Source organism: Haemophilus parainfluenzae, from assembly GCF_003253005.1.
Lineage (GTDB): Bacteria > Pseudomonadota > Gammaproteobacteria > Enterobacterales > Pasteurellaceae > Haemophilus_D > Haemophilus_D parainfluenzae_M.
The window spans coordinates 104,275-123,273 of sequence record NZ_QEPZ01000003.1; the positions used below are offsets into that span (position 1 = coordinate 104,275).

At 40.8% G+C, this 18,999-nt stretch carries 18 protein-coding genes; 7 read left to right on the forward strand and 11 right to left on the reverse strand.

What is annotated here, in order from left to right:
• Positions 1-280 precede the first annotated feature (280 nt).
• The 6 genes from eno to DPV97_RS04880 all read left to right on the forward strand — a co-directional run bounded on the left by eno (position 281) and on the right by DPV97_RS04880 (position 5,777).
• The gene (eno, locus tag DPV97_RS04855) at positions 281-1,591 is read left to right on the forward strand and encodes a phosphopyruvate hydratase (protein WP_005627703.1); all 1,311 of its coding nucleotides are present in this window, start codon (positions 281-283) and stop codon (positions 1,589-1,591) included.
• Between the two features lie 83 nt (positions 1,592-1,674).
• Positions 1,675-2,094, forward strand: coding sequence for a DUF2251 domain-containing protein (locus DPV97_RS04860; protein WP_049364023.1), 420 nt, complete (start codon positions 1,675-1,677; stop codon positions 2,092-2,094).
• An 8-nt stretch (positions 2,095-2,102) separates the two neighbouring features.
• Positions 2,103-2,810 carry an HAD-IA family hydrolase gene (locus DPV97_RS04865; RefSeq protein WP_070714746.1) on the forward strand — a complete coding sequence of 236 codons (708 nt, stop codon included), beginning with the start codon at positions 2,103-2,105 and terminating at the stop codon, positions 2,808-2,810.
• 7 nt (positions 2,811-2,817) lie between these two features.
• On the forward strand, positions 2,818-3,396 hold the full coding sequence (locus tag DPV97_RS04870; RefSeq protein ID WP_070714896.1) for a DUF1190 domain-containing protein: 579 nt from the start codon (positions 2,818-2,820) through the stop codon (positions 3,394-3,396).
• 2 nt (positions 3,397-3,398) lie between these two features.
• Positions 3,399-4,583: a glutathionylspermidine synthase family protein gene (locus DPV97_RS04875; RefSeq protein WP_070714745.1), complete on the forward strand. Its 1,185-nt coding sequence runs from the start codon at positions 3,399-3,401 to the stop codon at positions 4,581-4,583.
• A gap of 48 nt (positions 4,584-4,631) precedes the next feature.
• Positions 4,632-5,777 (forward strand): iron-containing alcohol dehydrogenase, encoded by a 1,146-nt coding sequence (locus DPV97_RS04880; RefSeq protein WP_070714742.1) that lies wholly within the window; start codon positions 4,632-4,634, stop codon positions 5,775-5,777.
• A gap of 154 nt (positions 5,778-5,931) precedes the next feature.
• Here the strand turns inward: DPV97_RS04880 and rplA are convergent, their stop codons facing one another.
• The 8 genes from rplA to lysM all read right to left on the reverse strand — a co-directional run bounded on the left by rplA (position 5,932) and on the right by lysM (position 12,249).
• Positions 5,932-6,621, reverse strand: a complete 690-nt coding sequence (rplA, locus tag DPV97_RS04885; protein WP_005695230.1) for a 50S ribosomal protein L1 — start codon at positions 6,619-6,621, stop codon at positions 5,932-5,934.
• Positions 6,622-6,625: 4 nt separating this feature from the next.
• Positions 6,626-7,054, reverse strand: coding sequence for a 50S ribosomal protein L11 (gene rplK / locus DPV97_RS04890; protein ID WP_005695228.1), 429 nt, complete (start codon positions 7,052-7,054; stop codon positions 6,626-6,628).
• 171 nt (positions 7,055-7,225) lie between these two features.
• Positions 7,226-7,783: a transcription termination/antitermination protein NusG gene (gene nusG / locus DPV97_RS04895; RefSeq protein WP_005695227.1), complete on the reverse strand. Its 558-nt coding sequence runs from the start codon at positions 7,781-7,783 to the stop codon at positions 7,226-7,228.
• Between the two features lies 1 nt (position 7,784).
• Positions 7,785-8,201 carry a preprotein translocase subunit SecE gene (secE, locus tag DPV97_RS04900; protein WP_049357890.1) on the reverse strand — a complete coding sequence of 139 codons (417 nt, stop codon included), beginning with the start codon at positions 8,199-8,201 and terminating at the stop codon, positions 7,785-7,787.
• A gap of 121 nt (positions 8,202-8,322) precedes the next feature.
• The gene (gene clpX / locus DPV97_RS04905; protein WP_005698128.1) at positions 8,323-9,561 is read right to left on the reverse strand and encodes an ATP-dependent protease ATP-binding subunit ClpX; all 1,239 of its coding nucleotides are present in this window, start codon (positions 9,559-9,561) and stop codon (positions 8,323-8,325) included.
• A gap of 9 nt (positions 9,562-9,570) precedes the next feature.
• Positions 9,571-10,152 carry an ATP-dependent Clp endopeptidase proteolytic subunit ClpP gene (clpP, locus tag DPV97_RS04910; protein ID WP_049364030.1) on the reverse strand — a complete coding sequence of 194 codons (582 nt, stop codon included), beginning with the start codon at positions 10,150-10,152 and terminating at the stop codon, positions 9,571-9,573.
• Between the two features lie 144 nt (positions 10,153-10,296).
• Positions 10,297-11,595: a trigger factor gene (gene tig, locus DPV97_RS04915; RefSeq protein WP_070714740.1), complete on the reverse strand. Its 1,299-nt coding sequence runs from the start codon at positions 11,593-11,595 to the stop codon at positions 10,297-10,299.
• A gap of 213 nt (positions 11,596-11,808) precedes the next feature.
• A complete protein-coding gene (gene lysM, locus DPV97_RS04920) occupies positions 11,809-12,249 on the reverse strand; it encodes a peptidoglycan-binding protein LysM (RefSeq protein ID WP_014064256.1) in 441 nt (146 codons plus the stop codon).
• 177 nt (positions 12,250-12,426) lie between these two features.
• On the opposite strand from lysM, the gene ypfJ reads away from it, so the two are divergent.
• The gene (ypfJ, locus tag DPV97_RS04925) at positions 12,427-13,263 is read left to right on the forward strand and encodes a KPN_02809 family neutral zinc metallopeptidase (protein ID WP_070714739.1); all 837 of its coding nucleotides are present in this window, start codon (positions 12,427-12,429) and stop codon (positions 13,261-13,263) included.
• A gap of 112 nt (positions 13,264-13,375) precedes the next feature.
• Here the strand turns inward: ypfJ and ileS are convergent, their stop codons facing one another.
• Genes ileS through murJ form a run of 3 tightly spaced genes read right to left on the reverse strand, consistent with a single transcriptional unit; the run spans position 13,376 to position 18,785 of the window.
• Positions 13,376-16,201, reverse strand: a complete 2,826-nt coding sequence (ileS, locus tag DPV97_RS04930) for an isoleucine--tRNA ligase (RefSeq protein ID WP_070714737.1) — start codon at positions 16,199-16,201, stop codon at positions 13,376-13,378.
• A 32-nt stretch (positions 16,202-16,233) separates the two neighbouring features.
• Entirely contained in the window at positions 16,234-17,160 is a 927-nt protein-coding gene (gene ribF, locus DPV97_RS04935) for a bifunctional riboflavin kinase/FAD synthetase (RefSeq protein ID WP_070714735.1), read from the reverse strand.
• Positions 17,161-17,210: 50 nt separating this feature from the next.
• Complete coding sequence (murJ, locus tag DPV97_RS04940; protein WP_070714733.1) at positions 17,211-18,785, reverse strand: murein biosynthesis integral membrane protein MurJ; 1,575 nt, start codon at positions 18,783-18,785, stop codon at positions 17,211-17,213.
• Positions 18,786-18,999: the final 214 nt, after the last annotated feature.

Sequence of the window (18,999 nt, forward strand, 5' to 3'; positions counted from 1 at the left end):
CCTTTTTCAATGCAACAAAGTCTCAATTAAGAATAAATAATGCGTCGTAAAATAATACGAAATTTCGCGCAACTTTAACCAACTTTTGAAGGCAATTCCACTGAAATAAAAGAAATAATTGGCGAAAAAGAGATAAAAACTTACCGCACTTTATTGAAAAACAAGATGCAGATCAAAGTGCGGTCATTTTTCCAAGACAAATTTCTAAATTTGCTTTATTATATCTCCGTTTTAGGTTCGCCTAACTAATTTTAATTAACTTTAAACAGAGGAAAACAAAATGGCAAAAATCGTTAAAGTCATTGGTCGTGAAATCATCGACTCTCGTGGTAACCCAACTGTAGAAGCTGAAGTTCATCTTGAAGGTGGTTTCGTTGGTTTAGCAGCTGCTCCATCAGGTGCATCTACCGGTTCTCGTGAAGCATTAGAATTACGTGACGGCGACAAATCTCGTTTCTTAGGTAAAGGTGTATTAAAAGCGGTTGCTGCAGTAAACGGTCCTATCGCGGATGCATTAGTAGGTAAAGAAGCGTCTAACCAAGCTGAAATCGACCAAATCATGATCGATTTAGACGGTACTGAAAACAAATCTAACTTCGGTGCAAACGCAATCTTAGCGGTATCTTTAGCAAACGCAAAAGCCGCTGCAGCGTCTAAAGGTTTACCTCTTTACGCTTACATCGCAGAACTTAACGGCACGCCAGGCGTTTACTCCATGCCATTACCAATGATGAACATCATCAACGGTGGTGAGCACGCAGATAACAACGTTGATATCCAAGAATTCATGATTCAACCAGTTGGTGCGAAAACATTACGCGAAGCACTTCGTATCGGTGCTGAAGTATTCCACAACCTTGCGAAAGTATTAAAATCTAAAGGCATGAGCACTGCTGTAGGTGATGAAGGTGGTTTCGCACCTAACTTAGCCTCTAACGCTGACGCTTTAGCATGTATCAAAGAAGCTGTAGAAAAAGCAGGTTATGTATTAGGTAAAGACGTGACTTTAGCAATGGACTGTGCATCTTCTGAGTTCTACAACAAAGAAACTGGCAAATACGAAATGAAAGGCGAAGGCCGTTCATTCACTTCTCAAGAGTTCACACACTATCTTGAAGAATTAACTAAACAATACCCAATCGTGTCTATCGAAGATGGTCAAGATGAATCTGACTGGGATGGTTTTGCATACCAAACTAAAGTGTTAGGCGACCGCGTTCAATTAGTGGGCGACGACTTATTCGTAACTAACACCAAAATCTTAAAAGAAGGTATCGAAAAAGGTATCGCAAACTCTATCTTAATCAAATTCAACCAAATCGGTTCTTTAACTGAAACTTTAGCAGCAATCAAAATGGCTAAAGATGCAGGTTACACCGCAGTTATCTCTCACCGTTCAGGTGAAACTGAAGATGCGACTATCGCTGATTTAGCGGTTGGTACAGCAGCAGGTCAAATCAAAACTGGTTCTATGAGCCGTTCTGACCGTATTGCGAAATACAACCAATTAATCCGTATCGAAGAAGCATTAGAGCGTGCTGGTACACCAGCTCCGTTCTTAGGTTTAAAAGCGGTTAAAGGTCAAGCATAATTTTTGCTTAATTTAATGTAAAATAGCACCGCACTTTGCATAAAAGTGCGGTGTTTTTCTATCTAATATTTAAAGGAAAGAAAATGTTACATTTAACCCTCGAAGATCAACTCTTTCTCGGTCAACCAAAACAAGTCGGCACACACTCAACTGTGCATGATCATCTAGCGGTAATGTTTGAAGATGACGGTGAAACCGGCTATTTTTATGCGTTAGATATGCGTCAAAATGCGCAGCCTGTTGTCGATTGCTTACATGTTTATAACGTCGATAACACACGCAATCACCACGAAGCACGTAAATTAGAAATCTGCTGGGATGAAAGTGGTTATTTAGCCTTATTGCTTATTAACGGCTATCCGCATGCTGTATTTGATTTTGCCCATTTGATCGGCTATAACACCAACAAGCATCCTCAGCCTGACTTAATGAGTATGTGGACACACGAAGAAATCACCAATGAACGTGCAACAGCATGGCTTGGTGTCAATACCATTAAATAGGATTAACTATGCGATTTTACCGCGGTCTTCAGCCTTTCAAGGTTATGAGTTTTGATCTTGATGACACCCTTTACGATAATAGTGATGTCATTCGTTTGGCCGAAGAACGCTTTCTTCAATGTGTACAAGAACACGCACAACTAACCGATCTTACCTCAGAATATTGGCGAGAATGGAAATGGCAATTGGCGGAGAAAGATCCCTTGATTGCTGAAGATGTGATCGCCTGGCGGGTCGAAACGTTACGGCACTTACTGATGCATCATGGTAAAAGTGCGGTTGAAATTGACCGCACTTTGGCCATCGCTATGGAAGAATTTATTGAATGGCGACACAAAATTGATGTGCCAGCTGAAAGCATTAAAGTATTAAACCAACTTAAAGATCGCTACCCGCTTAGCGTGATTACCAATGGTAATGTGATTGCAACACGTATTGGGTTTGAACACTTTCAGCTGAGTTTACGTGGTGGAGAGCAAGGCAGAGCGAAACCTCATCAAGATTTGTTCCACCAAACCGCCCATTATTTTGGCGTAAAACCAAGTGAAATTTTACATATTGGTGATAACTTAACCACGGATATTCAAGGCGCCATTCAAGCCGGCTGCCAAGCTGTATGGATTAATTTATCAGGCAAAAACCTCAATTCATTTACTGAAGCAAGTGTTTTGCCTACATTAGAAATCAATCATTTAACTGAATTATTAACACTTTAACCCTATGATGAAAAAGAAAAATCAAGTTCTCGTCAGCCTTTCCATTGTGGCTTTATTGGGCGGCTGCTCAGAAGAGCAAGTTCAACGTGATGTTTATAACAGCCTTGAGGATTGTTTAGCCGATTGGCAAAAAATTGAATTATGCGAAGCTGACTCCTCTCTCTCAGGCAATTTAAATACACGTCCAAGCAATAATAGCGAATGGTCAGAAGGCAATCAGACCGTCAAACAAACCTTAAATCCAGATGGCGCAACTCATTCTGGCAACTCAAGTGGTTCTGAGGGAACAAGCCACACGAGTTCTGCAACAGGAGAAGGACACGGTAGTATGGGCAGTGCGATTGCTGGTGCCGCGATGGGTTATATGATCGCGCGTACGATGGGCTCATTTTTAGGCCCTAGCTACAATCCAAGTAACCGTGCCGTTTCAACACCAACAGGTCAAGTTATCCAACCGCAAACTAATCGTTCTGTCGGTAAACCTGTATTAGTGAAAGGTAATGCAGGCAGCACTTACAGCAAACCGGTTTCACGCGGTGGCTTTAAAAGCTCAAATTCAAGCAGCAGCCGTAGTTCAGGCGGTTAAATATGAAACGAATCACAGGCTTTCCTACTCGCCCCGATATGGTGCAACAATTATTAAATGTAGGCTTTGATTACTATAATCTGCCTTCCTCTGATGGCTCCCATTATTGGTCGGACAATGTAGCATATGAATTTACCCTAGCGGAAATCGATCGTATTGAAGACGCCACCAACGAATTGCACGCGATGTGTATGGACTTTGTTGCCGATGAAATTAAACAAGGTGATTATGCCCATTATCGCTTCACCGATTTACAGAAAAATCTGATTGAACAAACATGGGCTAAAAACGTACCACACTTATATGGCCGTTTTGATTTTGGTTATGACGGTGAAAACCTGAAAATGTTTGAATACAATGCCGACACCCCTACTTCCCTGCTTGAAGCGGCTGTGGTGCAATGGCAATGGTTAGAGCAAATTGAAGGCTTAGCACATCGTGATCAATTCAATTGGATTCACGAAGAATTACTTAATCGCTTTCAGTTTATTCAACAGCAAACAGGACTAAACGATTTCCATTTTAGTGCCATGCAAGAGGCAGGCCGTGAGGATTGGGGCAATATTGATTACTTAGCGGATGTGGCTTACAACGCAGGTTGGCATATTCATCAACTTGCCATTGAAGATGTTGGCTACGATAAAGACAGTCAGCAATTCCTCGATCTGAATAATCAACCTATTGATTGTTTATTTAAGCTCTATCCGCTCGAATGGATGACCACCACAGAATATGCGCCACACATGCTTAATTCATCCACCACTTTTATTGAACCAGCGTGGAAATTACTATTAAGCAATAAAGTGCTATTAGCGAAATTGTGGCAAAAACATCCAAACCACCCTTTATTACTACCCGCTTACTTTAGTAAACATGATATTACCGATCGTCAATCAATATGGGTGAAAAAACCGACGTTGGGCCGTGAGGGTGCCAATGTTTCTTACTATGAAAAACGTAATGGTCTAGAATTTGCTGCCAAAGGTAGCGAACATTCTGCCTTTTACGATCAAGCAGGTTACATCTATCAACAAAAATTTGAACTGCCAAATTTTGATGGTATGTATCCTATGATTGGTTCTTGGGTAGTGGGTGATGTGGCTTGTGGAATTGGATTAAGAGAAGATTTTACCCCAGTTACCGGCAATGATAGCCACTTCATTCCGCATTATTATTTTGTGGAATAAAAACAACGCAAAAACTGACCGCACTTAACAGATAATAAGGAGATAAATATGTATCCATTTAGTTTTCAAAACCCAACTCGCATTGAATTTGGACTCGATAAAGAAAAAGAGATGGGGAAATATATGCACGAATACGCTGCAAAAAAGGCCTTAATTATCTATGGTAGTGAGCGTGTCAAACAATCAGGCTTATTTGAAGATGTGGCGAAAAGCTTGCGTGAGCATGGCATTGAATACATTGAATGTGGCGGGGTAAAAAGTAACCCAACAATCAGTAAAGTCCGTGAAGCCGTTGCAATGGCAAAAGCCTTTGGTGCAGATAGTGTGTTGAGTATTGGTGGCGGCTCTTGCCTTGATAGTGCGAAAGCGATCGCAGCAGGTGCGTGCTATGACGGTGATACTTGGGACTTCTTTAAAGGCACACCTGTGCAAAAAGCATTGATGATTTTTGATGTAATCACCCTTGCAGCAACAGGCAGTGAAATGAACTGGGGCTCAGTCATTACCAATGAAGAAACGCAACAAAAATATTCGATTCACAGCAACCATTTATTCCCAAAAGTATCAGTCATTAATCCGAAATTACAAGCGACCGTCAGTCGTGATTATTTAGTGTATTCTGCTGCGGATATTATTGCTCATTCTATTGAAGCCTACTTCACGGCTGAATATCGCCCTGAAATTATTGATTTCTTAGTAGAAAGCAATATTAAAACGGTTATTCGCACCACGGAAATCTTGCTTAATGACCCACAAGATCTCAATGCACGTAGTGAATTTGCCTGGGCGGCTACACTTGCGTTAAATGGTTTAACGCATTTAGGTATCTCACCTTACGGTTTCCCAAATCATATGATTGAGCATTCCATGAGTGCGATTTCAGATGTGCCACATGGAGCTGGGCTGTCCGTCATTATGCCTGCGTGGATGCAATGGTATCAATCTCAAAGACCTGCTCAATTCAAACGCTTTGCTAAAGAAATATTTGGCCTAGATAATGCTGAAGAGGGTATCTTCGTCTTAAAAGCTTGGTTTGATAAAATCGGCACACCAACTCGTCTTGAACAACTTGGTATTGATGATAAAACCTTAGCTGAAATTGTCGATAATGCGGCTCAAACTGCAATCAGAGCGAAAGTGGAAAAAACGTATACCAAAGAAGCTATTGAAGCCATTTTTGCTTTAGCGAAGTAATCTCTCATAAAAAAGAGCGGTCAAATTCAAAATATAATAAAATTTGAGCGCTCTTTTTATATTCTCAATATTTCACTTATTGAAAGCATGTAAAAAATAACCGCACTTTAGTTACCCAAAGTGCGGTTAATTTGAATTAAGTTTTAACGCTTAATTATAGTGAAGCTTGATCAACAGCCACACCAGCACCCATAGTTGTAGAGATGCTTACTTTCTTGATAAAGATACCTTTTGCAGTAGTTGGTTTTGCTTTGTTTAAAGCAGCCAATAATGCTTGAAGGTTTTCTTTTAATTGAACTTCAGAGAAGTTTGCTTTACCAATTGTTGTGTGGATGATACCGTTTTTATCGTTACGATAACGGATCTGACCAGATTTAGCATTTTTAACTGCTTCAGCAACGTTTGGTGTTACGGTACCAACTTTAGGGTTTGGCATTAAACCACGTGGGCCTAATACTTGACCTAATTGACCAACAACACGCATTGCATCAGGAGAAGCGATAACAACGTCAAAGTTCATTTCGCCTTTTTTGATTTGCTCTGCTAAATCTTCCATACCGACTAAATCAGCACCAGCTTCTTTAGCTGCATCTGCGTTAGCACCTTGGGTGAACACAGCTACGCGTACTTCACGACCAGTACCGTGTGGTAATACAGTTGCACCACGAACGTTTTGGTCTGATTTACGAGGATCGATACCTAAGTTTACTGCAACGTCAACACTTTCAACGAATTTAGCTGTTGCGAATTGTTTTAATAACGCGATTGCTTCGTTGATTTCGTATGCTTTAGTAGAATCTACGCCAGCTTTGATTGCTTTCATTTTTTTAGTCAATTTAGCCATCGTATTATTCCTCCACCACTAAGCCCATTGAGCGAGCAGTACCAGCAATTGATTTCATTTTAGTTTCGATAGTCGCGCCAGTCATATCTGCTGCTTTAGTTTCAGCGATTTGACGAACTTGATCTAAAGTTACTTTACCCACTTTATCTTTGTTCGGTTTACCAGAACCAGATTTAATACCTGCAGCTTTTTTCAATAATACTGCTGCTGGTGGAGTTTTAGTAATGAAAGTGAATGAACGGTCTGCATATACAGTGATAACAACTGGAATTGGTAAACCTTTTTCAATGCTCTCAGTACGAGCGTTGAATGCTTTACAGAATTCCATGATGTTCACACCTTGTTGACCTAATGCAGGACCAACTGGTGGTGATGGGTTTGCCATACCAGCTGCAACTTGCAACTTAACGTATGCTTGGACTTTTTTTGCCATTTTTTAGTTTCCTCTAAATGGGTGATAACGCCGAAATCGGCTCCCCTGTTAATGAAAGGCTGTATTTTAATTAATCAGCCTCGAAATTTCAAGTAGAAAAACTACTCGAAAAACAACCGCACTTTATTGCTTAAGTGCGGTCATTAAATCTCTTATTTTGGAAAAGGGAAATTAACGTGTTTTTTCCACTTGACCAAATTCAAGCTCAACTGGTGTTGCACGACCGAAGATAGATACAGACACTTTTAAGCGGCCTTTTTCGTAATCCACTTCTTCAACCGTACCATTAAAGTCAGCAAATGGACCTTCTGTCACACGTACTTCTTCACCTGGTTGATATTCTTTACGATGACGTGGTTTTTCAGCACTTTGCTCTAAACGATTTAAAATTAAATCTGCTTCACGTTTAGAAATTGGCGCTGGCTTATCTGGTGTACCACCAATAAAACCCATTACACGTGGTACACTTTTCACTAAGTGCCATGTGTCATCATTCATTGCCATTTCAACTAATACATAGCCAGGGAAGAATTTACGTTCACTTTTACGACGTTTACCTGCTACGTTTTCAACGACTTCTTCAGTCGGCACTAACACTTCGCCAAACTGATCTTCCATTTGTTGTTGTTTGATATATTCACGCAATGTGATTGCAACACGACTCTCAAAGCCTGAGAATGCTTGCAATACATACCAACGTTTTTTGGATACGTTTTCAGTTTCGCTCATTTTAGAATCTCAAATCAGTTAAGAAGTTAATCAATGCAATGATAATTGAATCAATTGCCCAGAAGAATAAAGAGGTAAGCACGGTTACCCCAATTACGATTAAAGTTGTTTGACGTGTTTCTGCACGAGTTGGCCATACCACTTTACGACCTTCAACTTTTGCTTCGCTAAAGAATGTACGAGCTTTTGTACCTTGATTAGTAATTGCAGCTAAACCAAAGGCAATTAATAAAGCGACAACTACGCCAACTACACGTACAGGTAAAGAGAAGGCGTCTTTAAAATAAACGTTACCAATCGCTGCAGCAGTAAAAAATGCCACAGAAAGAATCCAAAGAAGAGTGTTTAAGCCTTTTGATTTTCCTTCTACGACTTGTTCTTGGTCGTGTTTCTTTTTCTCAACAATTTCAGTTGCCATAAGTGAATCCGTATAAAATAAGGGATAAATAATTTTTAGATTAATTTCAGGACGTGCGATTGTAGCATTTTCTTTCGGGATTGCCTATGAAAAATGTTAGAAAAAACAACCGCACTTTCTGTTAATTTTTATATTCGAGCTTTGGTGGTTTGTTATCAACGATGGTTTCTTCATCCACAATCACTTTTTGCAAGTTTTCGATTGAAGGTAAATCATACATCGTATCTAACAATACAGCCTCAACAATTGAGCGTAAACCACGTGCACCGGTTTTACGTTCAAGGGCTTTTTTCGCCATCGCTTTTAATGCCTCTGGGGTGAATTCAAGTTCCACATCTTCTAAACCAAATAATGCTTGATATTGTTTGGTCAGTGCATTTTTCGGTTGAGTAAGGATCTGAATCAACGCCTCTTCATCTAATTCGCTTAATGGCGCAATCATCGGAAGACGACCGATAAATTCTGGAATTAAACCGAATTTCATTAAATCATCCGGCTCAACTTGACGGAATAATTCAGAAAGATTTTCTTTCTCTTCTTCCTTCTCTACTTTCGCATCAAAGCCAATTCCTGTATCAGTTTGTGTACGCTTACCGATAATTTTATCTAAGCCAGCAAATGCCCCACCACAAATAAAGAGGATTTTTGAGGTATCCACTTTCAACATTTCTTGTTGAGGGTGTTTACGTCCACCTTGTGGCGGTACAGATGCGATAGTGCCTTCAATTAATTTCAATAAAGCTTGTTGCACACCTTCACCAGACACATCTCGAGTAATAGACGCACCTTCTGATTTACGGCTAATTTTATCAATTTCATCAATATAGATAATGCCCTGCTCTGCTTTTTCTGTATCATAATCGCAGTTTTGCAATAATTTTTGCAGAACATTTTCCACGTCTTCACCCACATAACCGGCTTCAGTTAACGTCGTCGCATCGGCCATAGCAAAAGGCACATTCAAACGTCGAGCTAAGGTTTGTGCTAATAAGGTTTTACCGCTACCTGTTGGACCGATTAACAAGATGTTACTTTTACCTAATTCCACATCATTGCTTTGGTGGTTCGTACGTAAGCGTTTATAGTGATTGTAAACCGCCACTGACAAGACTTTTTTCGCATAATCTTGTCCAATCACATAATCATCTAAGTGTGCACGAATTTCGTGCGGTGTCGGTAATTTTTCTTCAACTGCCAGTTCGCTAGGTGTTTCGATTTCTCCACTGTCTTCCAACATACTGTGGCAAAGCTCGATACACTCGTTACAAATATAACCATCTGTACCCGCAATTAATTTACCTACTTCACTTTTTTCTCTTCCGCAGAAAGAACAGTGAAGATCGTTATCATTTGTTGTCATGTTAAATCCTTAACGTTTAATCAACACATCGTCCACTAAGCCGTAAGCTTTTGCTTCTTCTGCCGACATAAAGTTGTCACGATCGGTGTCTTTTTCGATACGTTCGATGCTTTGACCTGTATGGAAAGCAAGACGCTCGTTTAAGGTTTGTTTAATTTTTAAAATTTCTTGCGCGTGGATCTGAATATCTGATGCTTGTCCACGGAAACCACCTAACGGTTGGTGAATCATCACTCGTGCATTCGGTAATGCAGCACGTTTTCCTGCTGCACCTCCTGCAAGTAAAAATGCGCCCATTGAGCAAGCTTGGCCAATGCAAAGAGTACGCACATCCGGTTTAATAAATTGCATGGTATCGTAAATTGCCATACCCGCAGTCACTGAACCGCCTGGTGAATTAATATAAATATTGATGTCTTTTTTCGGATCTTCTGATTCTAAGAAAAGTAGCTGTGCCACGATCAAATTTGCCATACGATCTTCTACTTCACCACTCAAGAAGATCACGCGCTCTTTTAATAGGCGGGAATAAATGTCGTACGAACGTTCACCACGAGAAGTTTGTTCGACAACCATAGGAATTACACTCATTTTTGCCCCTAAATATGTGCTAAAAAATTGGGCAATATTCTACCCGAAAATCAGTAAAAACAAAATGCGGTCGCTTTTCATTGAAAAAAACGACCGCACTTTTCGATGATATACCTGTGAATTTAATTCACGTTCTATCAATTATTATGCTTGTGGATTCATGATCTCATCAAATGAAGACGCTTTTTCAGTCACTTGAGCTTTAGCAAGAACGGCATCAACTGCTTGTTCTTCTAATACTACGTTGCGAATGTTGTTCATTAACTCTTCATTTTTGCTGTAATATTCAACTACTTCAGCTGGTTGCTCGTAAGCAGAAGCGATATCCGCGATCATTGCTTTCGCACGTTCTTCATCCGCTTTCAATTCGTTTGATTTGATCACTTCAGAGAATAATAAACCGACTTGAACACGACGTTTTGCATCAGCTTCAAATAATTCGCGTGGTAATTGTGCAGCTTGTTGTGCATTGCCACCGAAGCGTTGTGCTGCTTGGTTACGTAACACATTGATTTCTTCTTCTACTGCAGAAGCTGGAACATCAATTGGGTTTTGTTCGATTAAACCGTTGATGACTTGTTGTTTAACGCGAGAAACTAATGCGTTTTTCAATTCACGTTCCATGTTTTTACGGATTTCTGCACGTAAATCTGCCACAGTTTTGGTGTTAGGACCAAATTTAGCAACGAACTCATCTGTTAATTCAGGTAATTCCATTTCTTCTACTTTTTTCAAGGTGATCGCAAATTTTGCATCTTTACCTTTTAAGTTTTCAGAATGGTATTCAGCTGGGAAAGTCACATTGATATCGAATTGTTCGCCTGCTTTGTGGCCTACGATGCCCTCTTCAAAACCAGGGATCATACGACCTTGGCCCATGAATAGAACGAAATCTGTTGCTTTACCGCCTTCGAATTCTTCGCCATCTACTGAACCAACGAAGTCGATTGTTACGCGTGAATCTGCTTTCGCTGCTGCTTGGCTTTCAACCCAAGTTGCTTGTTGTTTACGTAATACATCGATCATTTTATCGATATCAGCTTCAGTGATTTCAACAGTTAGTTTCTCAACTTTGATGTTTTCTAAGCCTTTTAATTCAACTTCTGGGTACACTTCGAAAGTTGCAGTGAATGATAAATCTTTACCAGGTTCAAACGTTTCGATAGCGAAAGTTGGACGACCTGCGATATTGATTTTCTCAGCGATTACTGCATCAAAGAAATGACGTGGTAATAAATCGTTTAATACATCTTGACGGATTGATGCGCCAAAACGTTGTTCAATGATGTGAGCTGGCACGTGACCTTTACGGAAACCATCAACACGTACATTTTTTGCTGCACGTTTGAATTCTTCACGAGTTGCTTTTTCTACAGCTTCAGCTGGAACGGTGATCGTCACACGACGCTCTAAACCTTGAGTTGTTTCAATATTTAATGACATTTGTAACCTCAATTAATGTTGCACTCGGTAAAAACCACACCGAACACGTTATTGTTTGTAAAAATAAAAAACCGCCAAATTATAGCGAAAGAAAATCAAACAGTCGATAGAAACCGGAAAATTCACTGGAAAACCGGCTAAAATTGCACAATTTATCAACAATTTTTGATAAAGAAAAAAGTGCGGTCAAAAATAACCGCACTTTTTATCGAATTATAAACCTTTCGGTAAACGAATTTTTTGACCTGGGAAAATCTTATCCGCGTCTTTAATCACTTCTTTGTTCGCTTCAACGATAGCGGTATATTTCGCGCCATTTCCATAAGCTTTCTCAGCGATTTTCCACAAGGTGTCACCTTTTTGGATTACATAGAATGTTTCATCACTGCCTAAGGTTTCACCGTTATTGATGCTTGCATCACTCGTTACTGAGTGGATACCTTGAATGTTACCTGCCATTAATACTGCTTTTTCTAATGCTGCGGCAGTTGATGCCACACCTTGGATATTTGCTACACCATTCTCAACGGTAACAGATAAGTTTTCTACACCTGGATTATCTTCAGCGATGTGTTGAGTCACTGCTTTAGATGCATCTTCTTCTTTAGAGAAAACTTTCTTACCAATGTCACTGACAAAATCAAATAAACCCATTTTAAAGTTCCTTTTGTATGTTTGTTTAAGGGAGTATTACGATACTGAAATTCCCTTAAGAAGTCTATAAATCAGAGTGTAAAGCTATGTAAATATTTCAAGAAAACTGATCTAAAATTGACCGCACTTTGATAGAATACGCCGATTTTTAATTTACTCACACAAAAAGGACAAATTATGCGTTGGGAAGGTCGTAGAGAAAGCTCAAATATTGAAGATAGACGTGGCTCTGGCGGCGGTAACTTCGGTGGCGGAAAAGGCGCCAGTGTACTCGGTATTATCATTCTTTTAGTCGGCGCTTATTATGGTGTGGATCTTTCAGGCTTAGTGGGTACGCCTGATTTTTCAGGACAAAGCTCTCAACAATTAGAAACCCAAGAAGAACAGCAGCTTGCGAGTCTTTCTAAAGTTGTATTAGCAGACACTGAAACCGTTTGGGGACAATATTTCAGACAAATGGGTAAAACCTATAGCGAGCCAACCATGGTGCTTTACAATGGTGTAACGCCGACCGCTTGTGGCACCGGTCAATCTGCAATGGGTCCATTCTACTGCCCGAGCGATCGCAAAGTTTACCTTGATTTATCATTCTATAATGAAATGAAAAATAAACTGGGTGCAGCAGGTGATTCAGCCTTTGCTTATGTGATTGCACACGAAGTTGGTCACCACGTACAAAATATGCTCGGCATTCTGCCGCAAGTGAATCGCGCACAACAAAGCAGCGATCGTAAAACTGCAAATCAACTTTCTGTTCAATTAGAACTTCAAGCTGACTGCTTCGCCGGTGTTTGGGCGAGCCAAGCGGTAAAAAGTGGTTTATTTGAACGCGGTGATGAAGAAAAAGCATTTAATGCAGCAGAAGCTGTGGGCGATGACCGTTTACAAAAACGCAGCCAAGGTTATGTGGTGCCTGATAGCTTCACTCACGGCACATCTGCACAGCGTCTAGAATGGTTTAGAAAAGGCTTACAAAGCGCTAATCCTTCTGTGTGTAATACTTTTAACCAATAAAATCTTTAAGGCTGATTCATGTCAGCCTTTTTTATTTCTGTGCATTTCAGCATAAAAAAAGAGCGGTCAATTTTGACCGCTCTTTTTCTTTATGGTGTTTATGGTGTTAAGCTTACGCGAACTGACGTACTTCGCCGTTACCCGCTACGTTTTCCACACAACGTGGGCAAAGTGCAGGATGTTCAGGATTCACGCCGATTTTGTCGGAATAATGCCAACAACGTGGACATTTTTCACCGTTAGAACGTGCGACGCTTACAGCAATTCCGTCTAATTCACCAGTAGCTACATCTGCTGGTTTGTCAGCTAATGGTTTCACTTCCGCTTTTGAGGTAATTAACACGAAACGTAATTCATTTCCTAATTGTTCTAACAATGCTCGATATTCATCGTTAGCATAGACTGTTACTTCTGCTTCTAAACCACCACCGATCACTTTGTCGTTACGAGCGATTTCTAATACACGGTTCACTTCAGAACGCACTTTAATCAGTTGTTGCCAGTAAGCATCATCTAATTTTTCATTCTCGCCTAAACCAAATAAGCCTTCGTAGAATTCTTCAGTGAAGACGAATTCAGCACGTGGCGTCGCCGTTTGTGGCAAGTAGCCCCAAATTTCATCTGCGGTGAATGACAAGATTGGTGCCATCCAACGAACCAATGCTTCTGCAATGTGCCATAACGCTGTTTGGCAGCTACGACGCGCAAGGCTGTCTGCTTTGGTGGTATATTGACGGTCTTTGATAATATCAAGGTAGAACGAGCCCATTTCCACAGAACAGAAACGCATTAAACGTTGTACCACCGTGTGGAATTGATAGTTATCGTACGCGTCTTTAATTTCTTTTTGTGCATCTAACGCACAAGCTACCGCCCAACGATCTAGGCTAATCATGTCTTCCGGTTTAACCGCATCACGTTGCGGATCAAAACCATTTAAGTTTGCTAATAAGAAACGTGCGGTGTTACGAATACGACGATAGCTATCCGCGGCACGTTTTAAGATCTCATCAGAAACGGTCATTTCACCGGTATAGTCGGTAGAAGCGACCCATAAACGTAAAATATCACCACCGAATTTATCCATGACTTCTTGTGGGGTCACGATGTTACCGATAGATTTTGACATTTTACGGCCTTGACCATCAACGGTGAAACCATGGGTTAATACTTGTTTGTATGGTGCTTTGCTATCTGTTGCGGTAGAAAGCATTAAAGAAGACATAAACCAACCACGGTGTTGGTCAGAACCTTCTAAATACATATCGATATCTTGGCCATTAAATTCCGGACGATTCGCGACAACAGAAGAATAGGTTGATCCTGAGTCAAACCACACGTCAAGAGTATCCGGCACTTTGCGATAGGTTTCTGCGTCAGCCCCTAATAATTCTTTTTCGTCTAAATCCCACCATGCTTGAATACCGGCTTTCTCTACACGTTTCGCTACTTCTTCAAGCAATTCTAAGGTACGCGGATGAAGCTCTTCGGTTTCTTTGTGCACGAATAAGGTCATCGGTACGCCCCAAGTACGTTGACGAGAAATACACCAGTCTGGGCGGTTTTCAACCATTTTCTCGATACGTGCTTGACCCCAATCTGGAATCCAACGTACGCCTTTGATTTCGCCTAATGCTTGTTGGCGTAACCCCTGTGTTTCCATACCGATAAACCATTGCGGTGTCGCACGGAAAATAATTGGGGTTTTGTGGCGCCAGCAGTGTGGGTAGCTGTGTTTAATTTTCTCAACTTTTAATAAGTTGCCCACTTCTTGTAATTTTTCAACAACCAATGGATTGGCTTCAAATACGCCTTTGCCTGCGAAGAATTCAGTGGTTGAAATAAATTTACCGTCATTCGATACAAGACCCGCCATTGGTAAATTATATTTTTGTCCTACAATAAAGTCGTCTAAACCGTGGTCTGGTGCGGTGTGAACTAAACCTGTACCGCCATCAGTGGTCACGTGATCACCTAAAATTACTGGTACAGTGAAATCATAGAACGGATGGTTAAAGCGTACTAACTCAAGCGCCTGACCTTTTACTGAACCTAACACTTCAACTTGTTCTACGCCCACAGCTTTCGCAACAGACTCAACTAATTCAGCAGCTAAAATCACACGCTCATCGCCAAGTTGTACCAAGTTGTATTCTAAGTCTGCATTTACCGCAATCGCACGGTTAGATGGCATTGTCCAAGGTGTGGTGGTCCAAATCACCGCAGATAATTTGCCATGGCCTTTGCCTACTGCGTTAAATTTCTCTTCAATTTCAACCGCACTTACTGCTGGGAAACGAACATAGATAGATGGAGAAACTTTGTCTTCATATTCCACTTCTGCTTCTGCTAAAGAAGAGCCACAATCCAAACACCAATGCACTGGTTTTGAACCTTTGTATAAATGGCCATTCGCAATCACTTTACCGAGTGTACGGATGATGTTTGCTTCTGTGTTGAAGTTCATTGTTAAATAAGGATTATCCCAATCGCCTAACACACCTAAACGGATAAAATCTTTTTTCTGACCTTCTACTTGCTCTGCGGCGTATTCACGGCATTTTTGGCGGAATTCAGCTGCAGTAACTTTCTCGTTTGGTTTGCCCACTAAACCTTCTACTTTTAATTCAATTGGCAAGCCATGACAGTCCCAACCTGGGATATAAGGCGAGTTAAAACCTAATGCAGTTTTAGATTTAACAATAATATCTTTCAGAATTTTATTAACGGCGTGACCGATATGAATATTGCCGTTCGCATATGGAGGGCCATCATGCAAAATAAAGGATTTTTTGCCTTTAGTCGCTTGGCGGATTTTTTGATACAACTGTTTGTCATACCAATTTTTTAACATTACAGGTTCGCGTTTGGCTAGATCGCCACGCATTGGGAAACCTGTTTCTGGTAAATTTAACGTGTTTTTGTAATCAACTGTCATGTTATTTTCCAATTTTATATTTCAATATAATTCTATTTTGCAAAAAATGCTTTCGCTGTTTTTACGTCCTGTTCAATTTGAGCTTTCAACGCCTCAAAAGACGGAAACTTTATCTCATCGCGAATCTTATGGCAGAATTCCACTTCGACCATTTGTCCATAAATATTCTGAGAAAAATCAAATAAATGGACTTCTAATAATTGTATCGTACCGTTAATGGTTGGGCGTTTTCCCATGTTTGCAACGCCGTTAAAAATCTCGCCTGATTTTAACCGCACTTTCACGGCATAAACCCCTTTTACTGGGTTCACTTGGCGATGTAAGCGAACATTCGCGGTAGGAAAACCAATGGTTCGGCCTAATTTATTGCCGTGGATCACACGACCGAAAATACGATAAGGCTTACCGAGTAAATTTTGCGCATGCTGTAAATCATCTTTAGCCAACGCTTCACGAATAGCGGTGCTACTAATACGCAACTCATCTAAACAGAAGGTGCGGCTGTCTTCTACTTCAAAACCAAACTGCTTTCCGGCTTGTTGCAACATCGCAAAATTGCCTAAACGTTTCGCACCAAATTTGAAATCATCGCCAATGCTGAGAAACTTCACATTTAATTTTCGCACAAGCCAATCTTCAATAAATTTTTCTGCAGGAAGATCAGCAAAAGTGCGGTCAAATTTTGCGACGATCACCACATCCACACCCGCCTGAGCCAAATAATGCAATTTATCTCTTAATCGCATTAAGCGCGCTGGCGCTTTGTCGCCCATAAAATATTCGCGCGGTTGCGGCTCAAAAAGCATCACCGCCATGGGTAAATTCAGCGCATTTGCTTTCTGACGAAGATGACGCAAAATCGCCTGATGCCCCAAATGCACGCCATCAAAATTGCCAATGGTTAATGCGCACCCTGACAAATATGGCTGTGTATTATGAAGCCCACGAATTAATTGCATTACATCTTATCCAAAAAAACAAAAAATAATCGGTGCATTATAGCGGTAACTTAATGTTTTGTCAGTAAATGGTGTTTACGAACACCCAATAGCACCAATACACCTAAATAAACGACCGCAGCCAGTCCGATTAACCAAGCTAGCCAATAGATACGCATTAAAAATGTCATTGCTGCCCATTCTTCGATAGACGGGCAGTTATACCAAAGCAAGCCCCCCATGGCTAAGGCTGCGCCCAAAACTTTCAGAAAAAAGACCGCACTTTTGCGTGAAAAATGATACACATCCGCTTTGGCTAAACCACGATAAAGCAAATAAGCATTTAAGGTTGCTGACATGGCAGAAGCAATCGCCAACCCTACATAACTAAATGGAATCGCCAACACATTAAAGCCCATATTGCTCACCATGGCGATGATCCCGATTTTTACAGGTGTCTTCGTGTCTTGACGTGCGTAATAGCCATTAGCCAAGATCTTAATCAGCATAAAGCTAAGTAAACCCGCATTGAATGCCCATAAAGAATAAGAGGCTGCGTGCACATCTGTTAAGGTAAAACTGCCACGCATAAACAATACCAGTAACATTGGCTGGGCTAACACAGCAATACCAATCGCGGCAGGCACGCCGAGTAATAAAATCATTCTTACGCCCCAGTCCATGGTGTTACGGAAATCAACCGCACTTTGGGAAGAATTGTCTTCTCGATTTACATGATGGCGAGCCAGTGTCGGCAAAATCACGGTGGAAATTGCGATACCAAATAGCCCAAGTGGAAACTCTAATAGACGATCAGAATAATAAAGCCAACTAATCGAGCCCGTCATTAAGAAACTGGCAATGACCGTATCAAGCAGCAAGTTGATTTGACTTACGGAAACCCCGAACAGAGCCGGAATCATCAATCGACGGATTTTGGCAACCCCTTCATCATGCCATGCCCATTTCGGTTTTACGAGTAAGCCTGCTTTCTTCAAGAAAGGGATTTGAAATAAAAATTGTAATAAACCGCCTAAGAAGATCCCGATAGCAAGGGCAAGATCAGGATTATCTAATCTTGGTGCGAGGAAAAGTGCGGTCGCAATCATGGCGATATTGAGTAAAACAGGCGAGAACGACATCACGCCAAATTTGCCTATCGTATTTAAAATCGCGCCTGAAAGTGCCACAAAGGTGACAAACCATAAATAAGGAAACGTAATTTTTAAGAGTAAAGACGCTTGTTCAAATTTATGTGCATCGGGACCGTCATTTAGCCAATCGGTAAACCATCCCATCCCGAAGATCGCCGCCACAACAGGCGATCCCACCATGGCAAGCAAAGTGACGATACTGACTAATCCGCCTAACGTACCCGATACTTTCCCGATAAATTCACGGGTTTTAGAAAGATCGCCCGATTTTTGATATTCAGCTAATACGGGTACGAAAGCCTGAGAAAATGCGCCTTCTGCAAATAAACGACGTAAAAAGTTTGGGATACGGTTAGCGAATAAAAACACATCTGCCGCCGCACCTGCACCGATCAAATGGGCTATTACCACATCGCGGACTAAACCTAACACACGGGACACTAATGTCATCCCACTCACGATAATGCCGGATTTTAAAAGTCGTTTACTCAAAATAGGGGTCTCTTCAAAAAAAATTTGCCTTAATTGTATAGAATTTTTGTTTTTACGCTATATTCCAACGAAAAAAACTGATAAAATCCTGCCCACATCGTTTGTGTGAGCCAATAGAAAGCGCTTTTTTTAAATAACGATGCTTACTTTCGGTTGTGTCTCACCGAAATCAACACAAATTATTCATTGACAAAAGTATAAAAAATCGGCATAT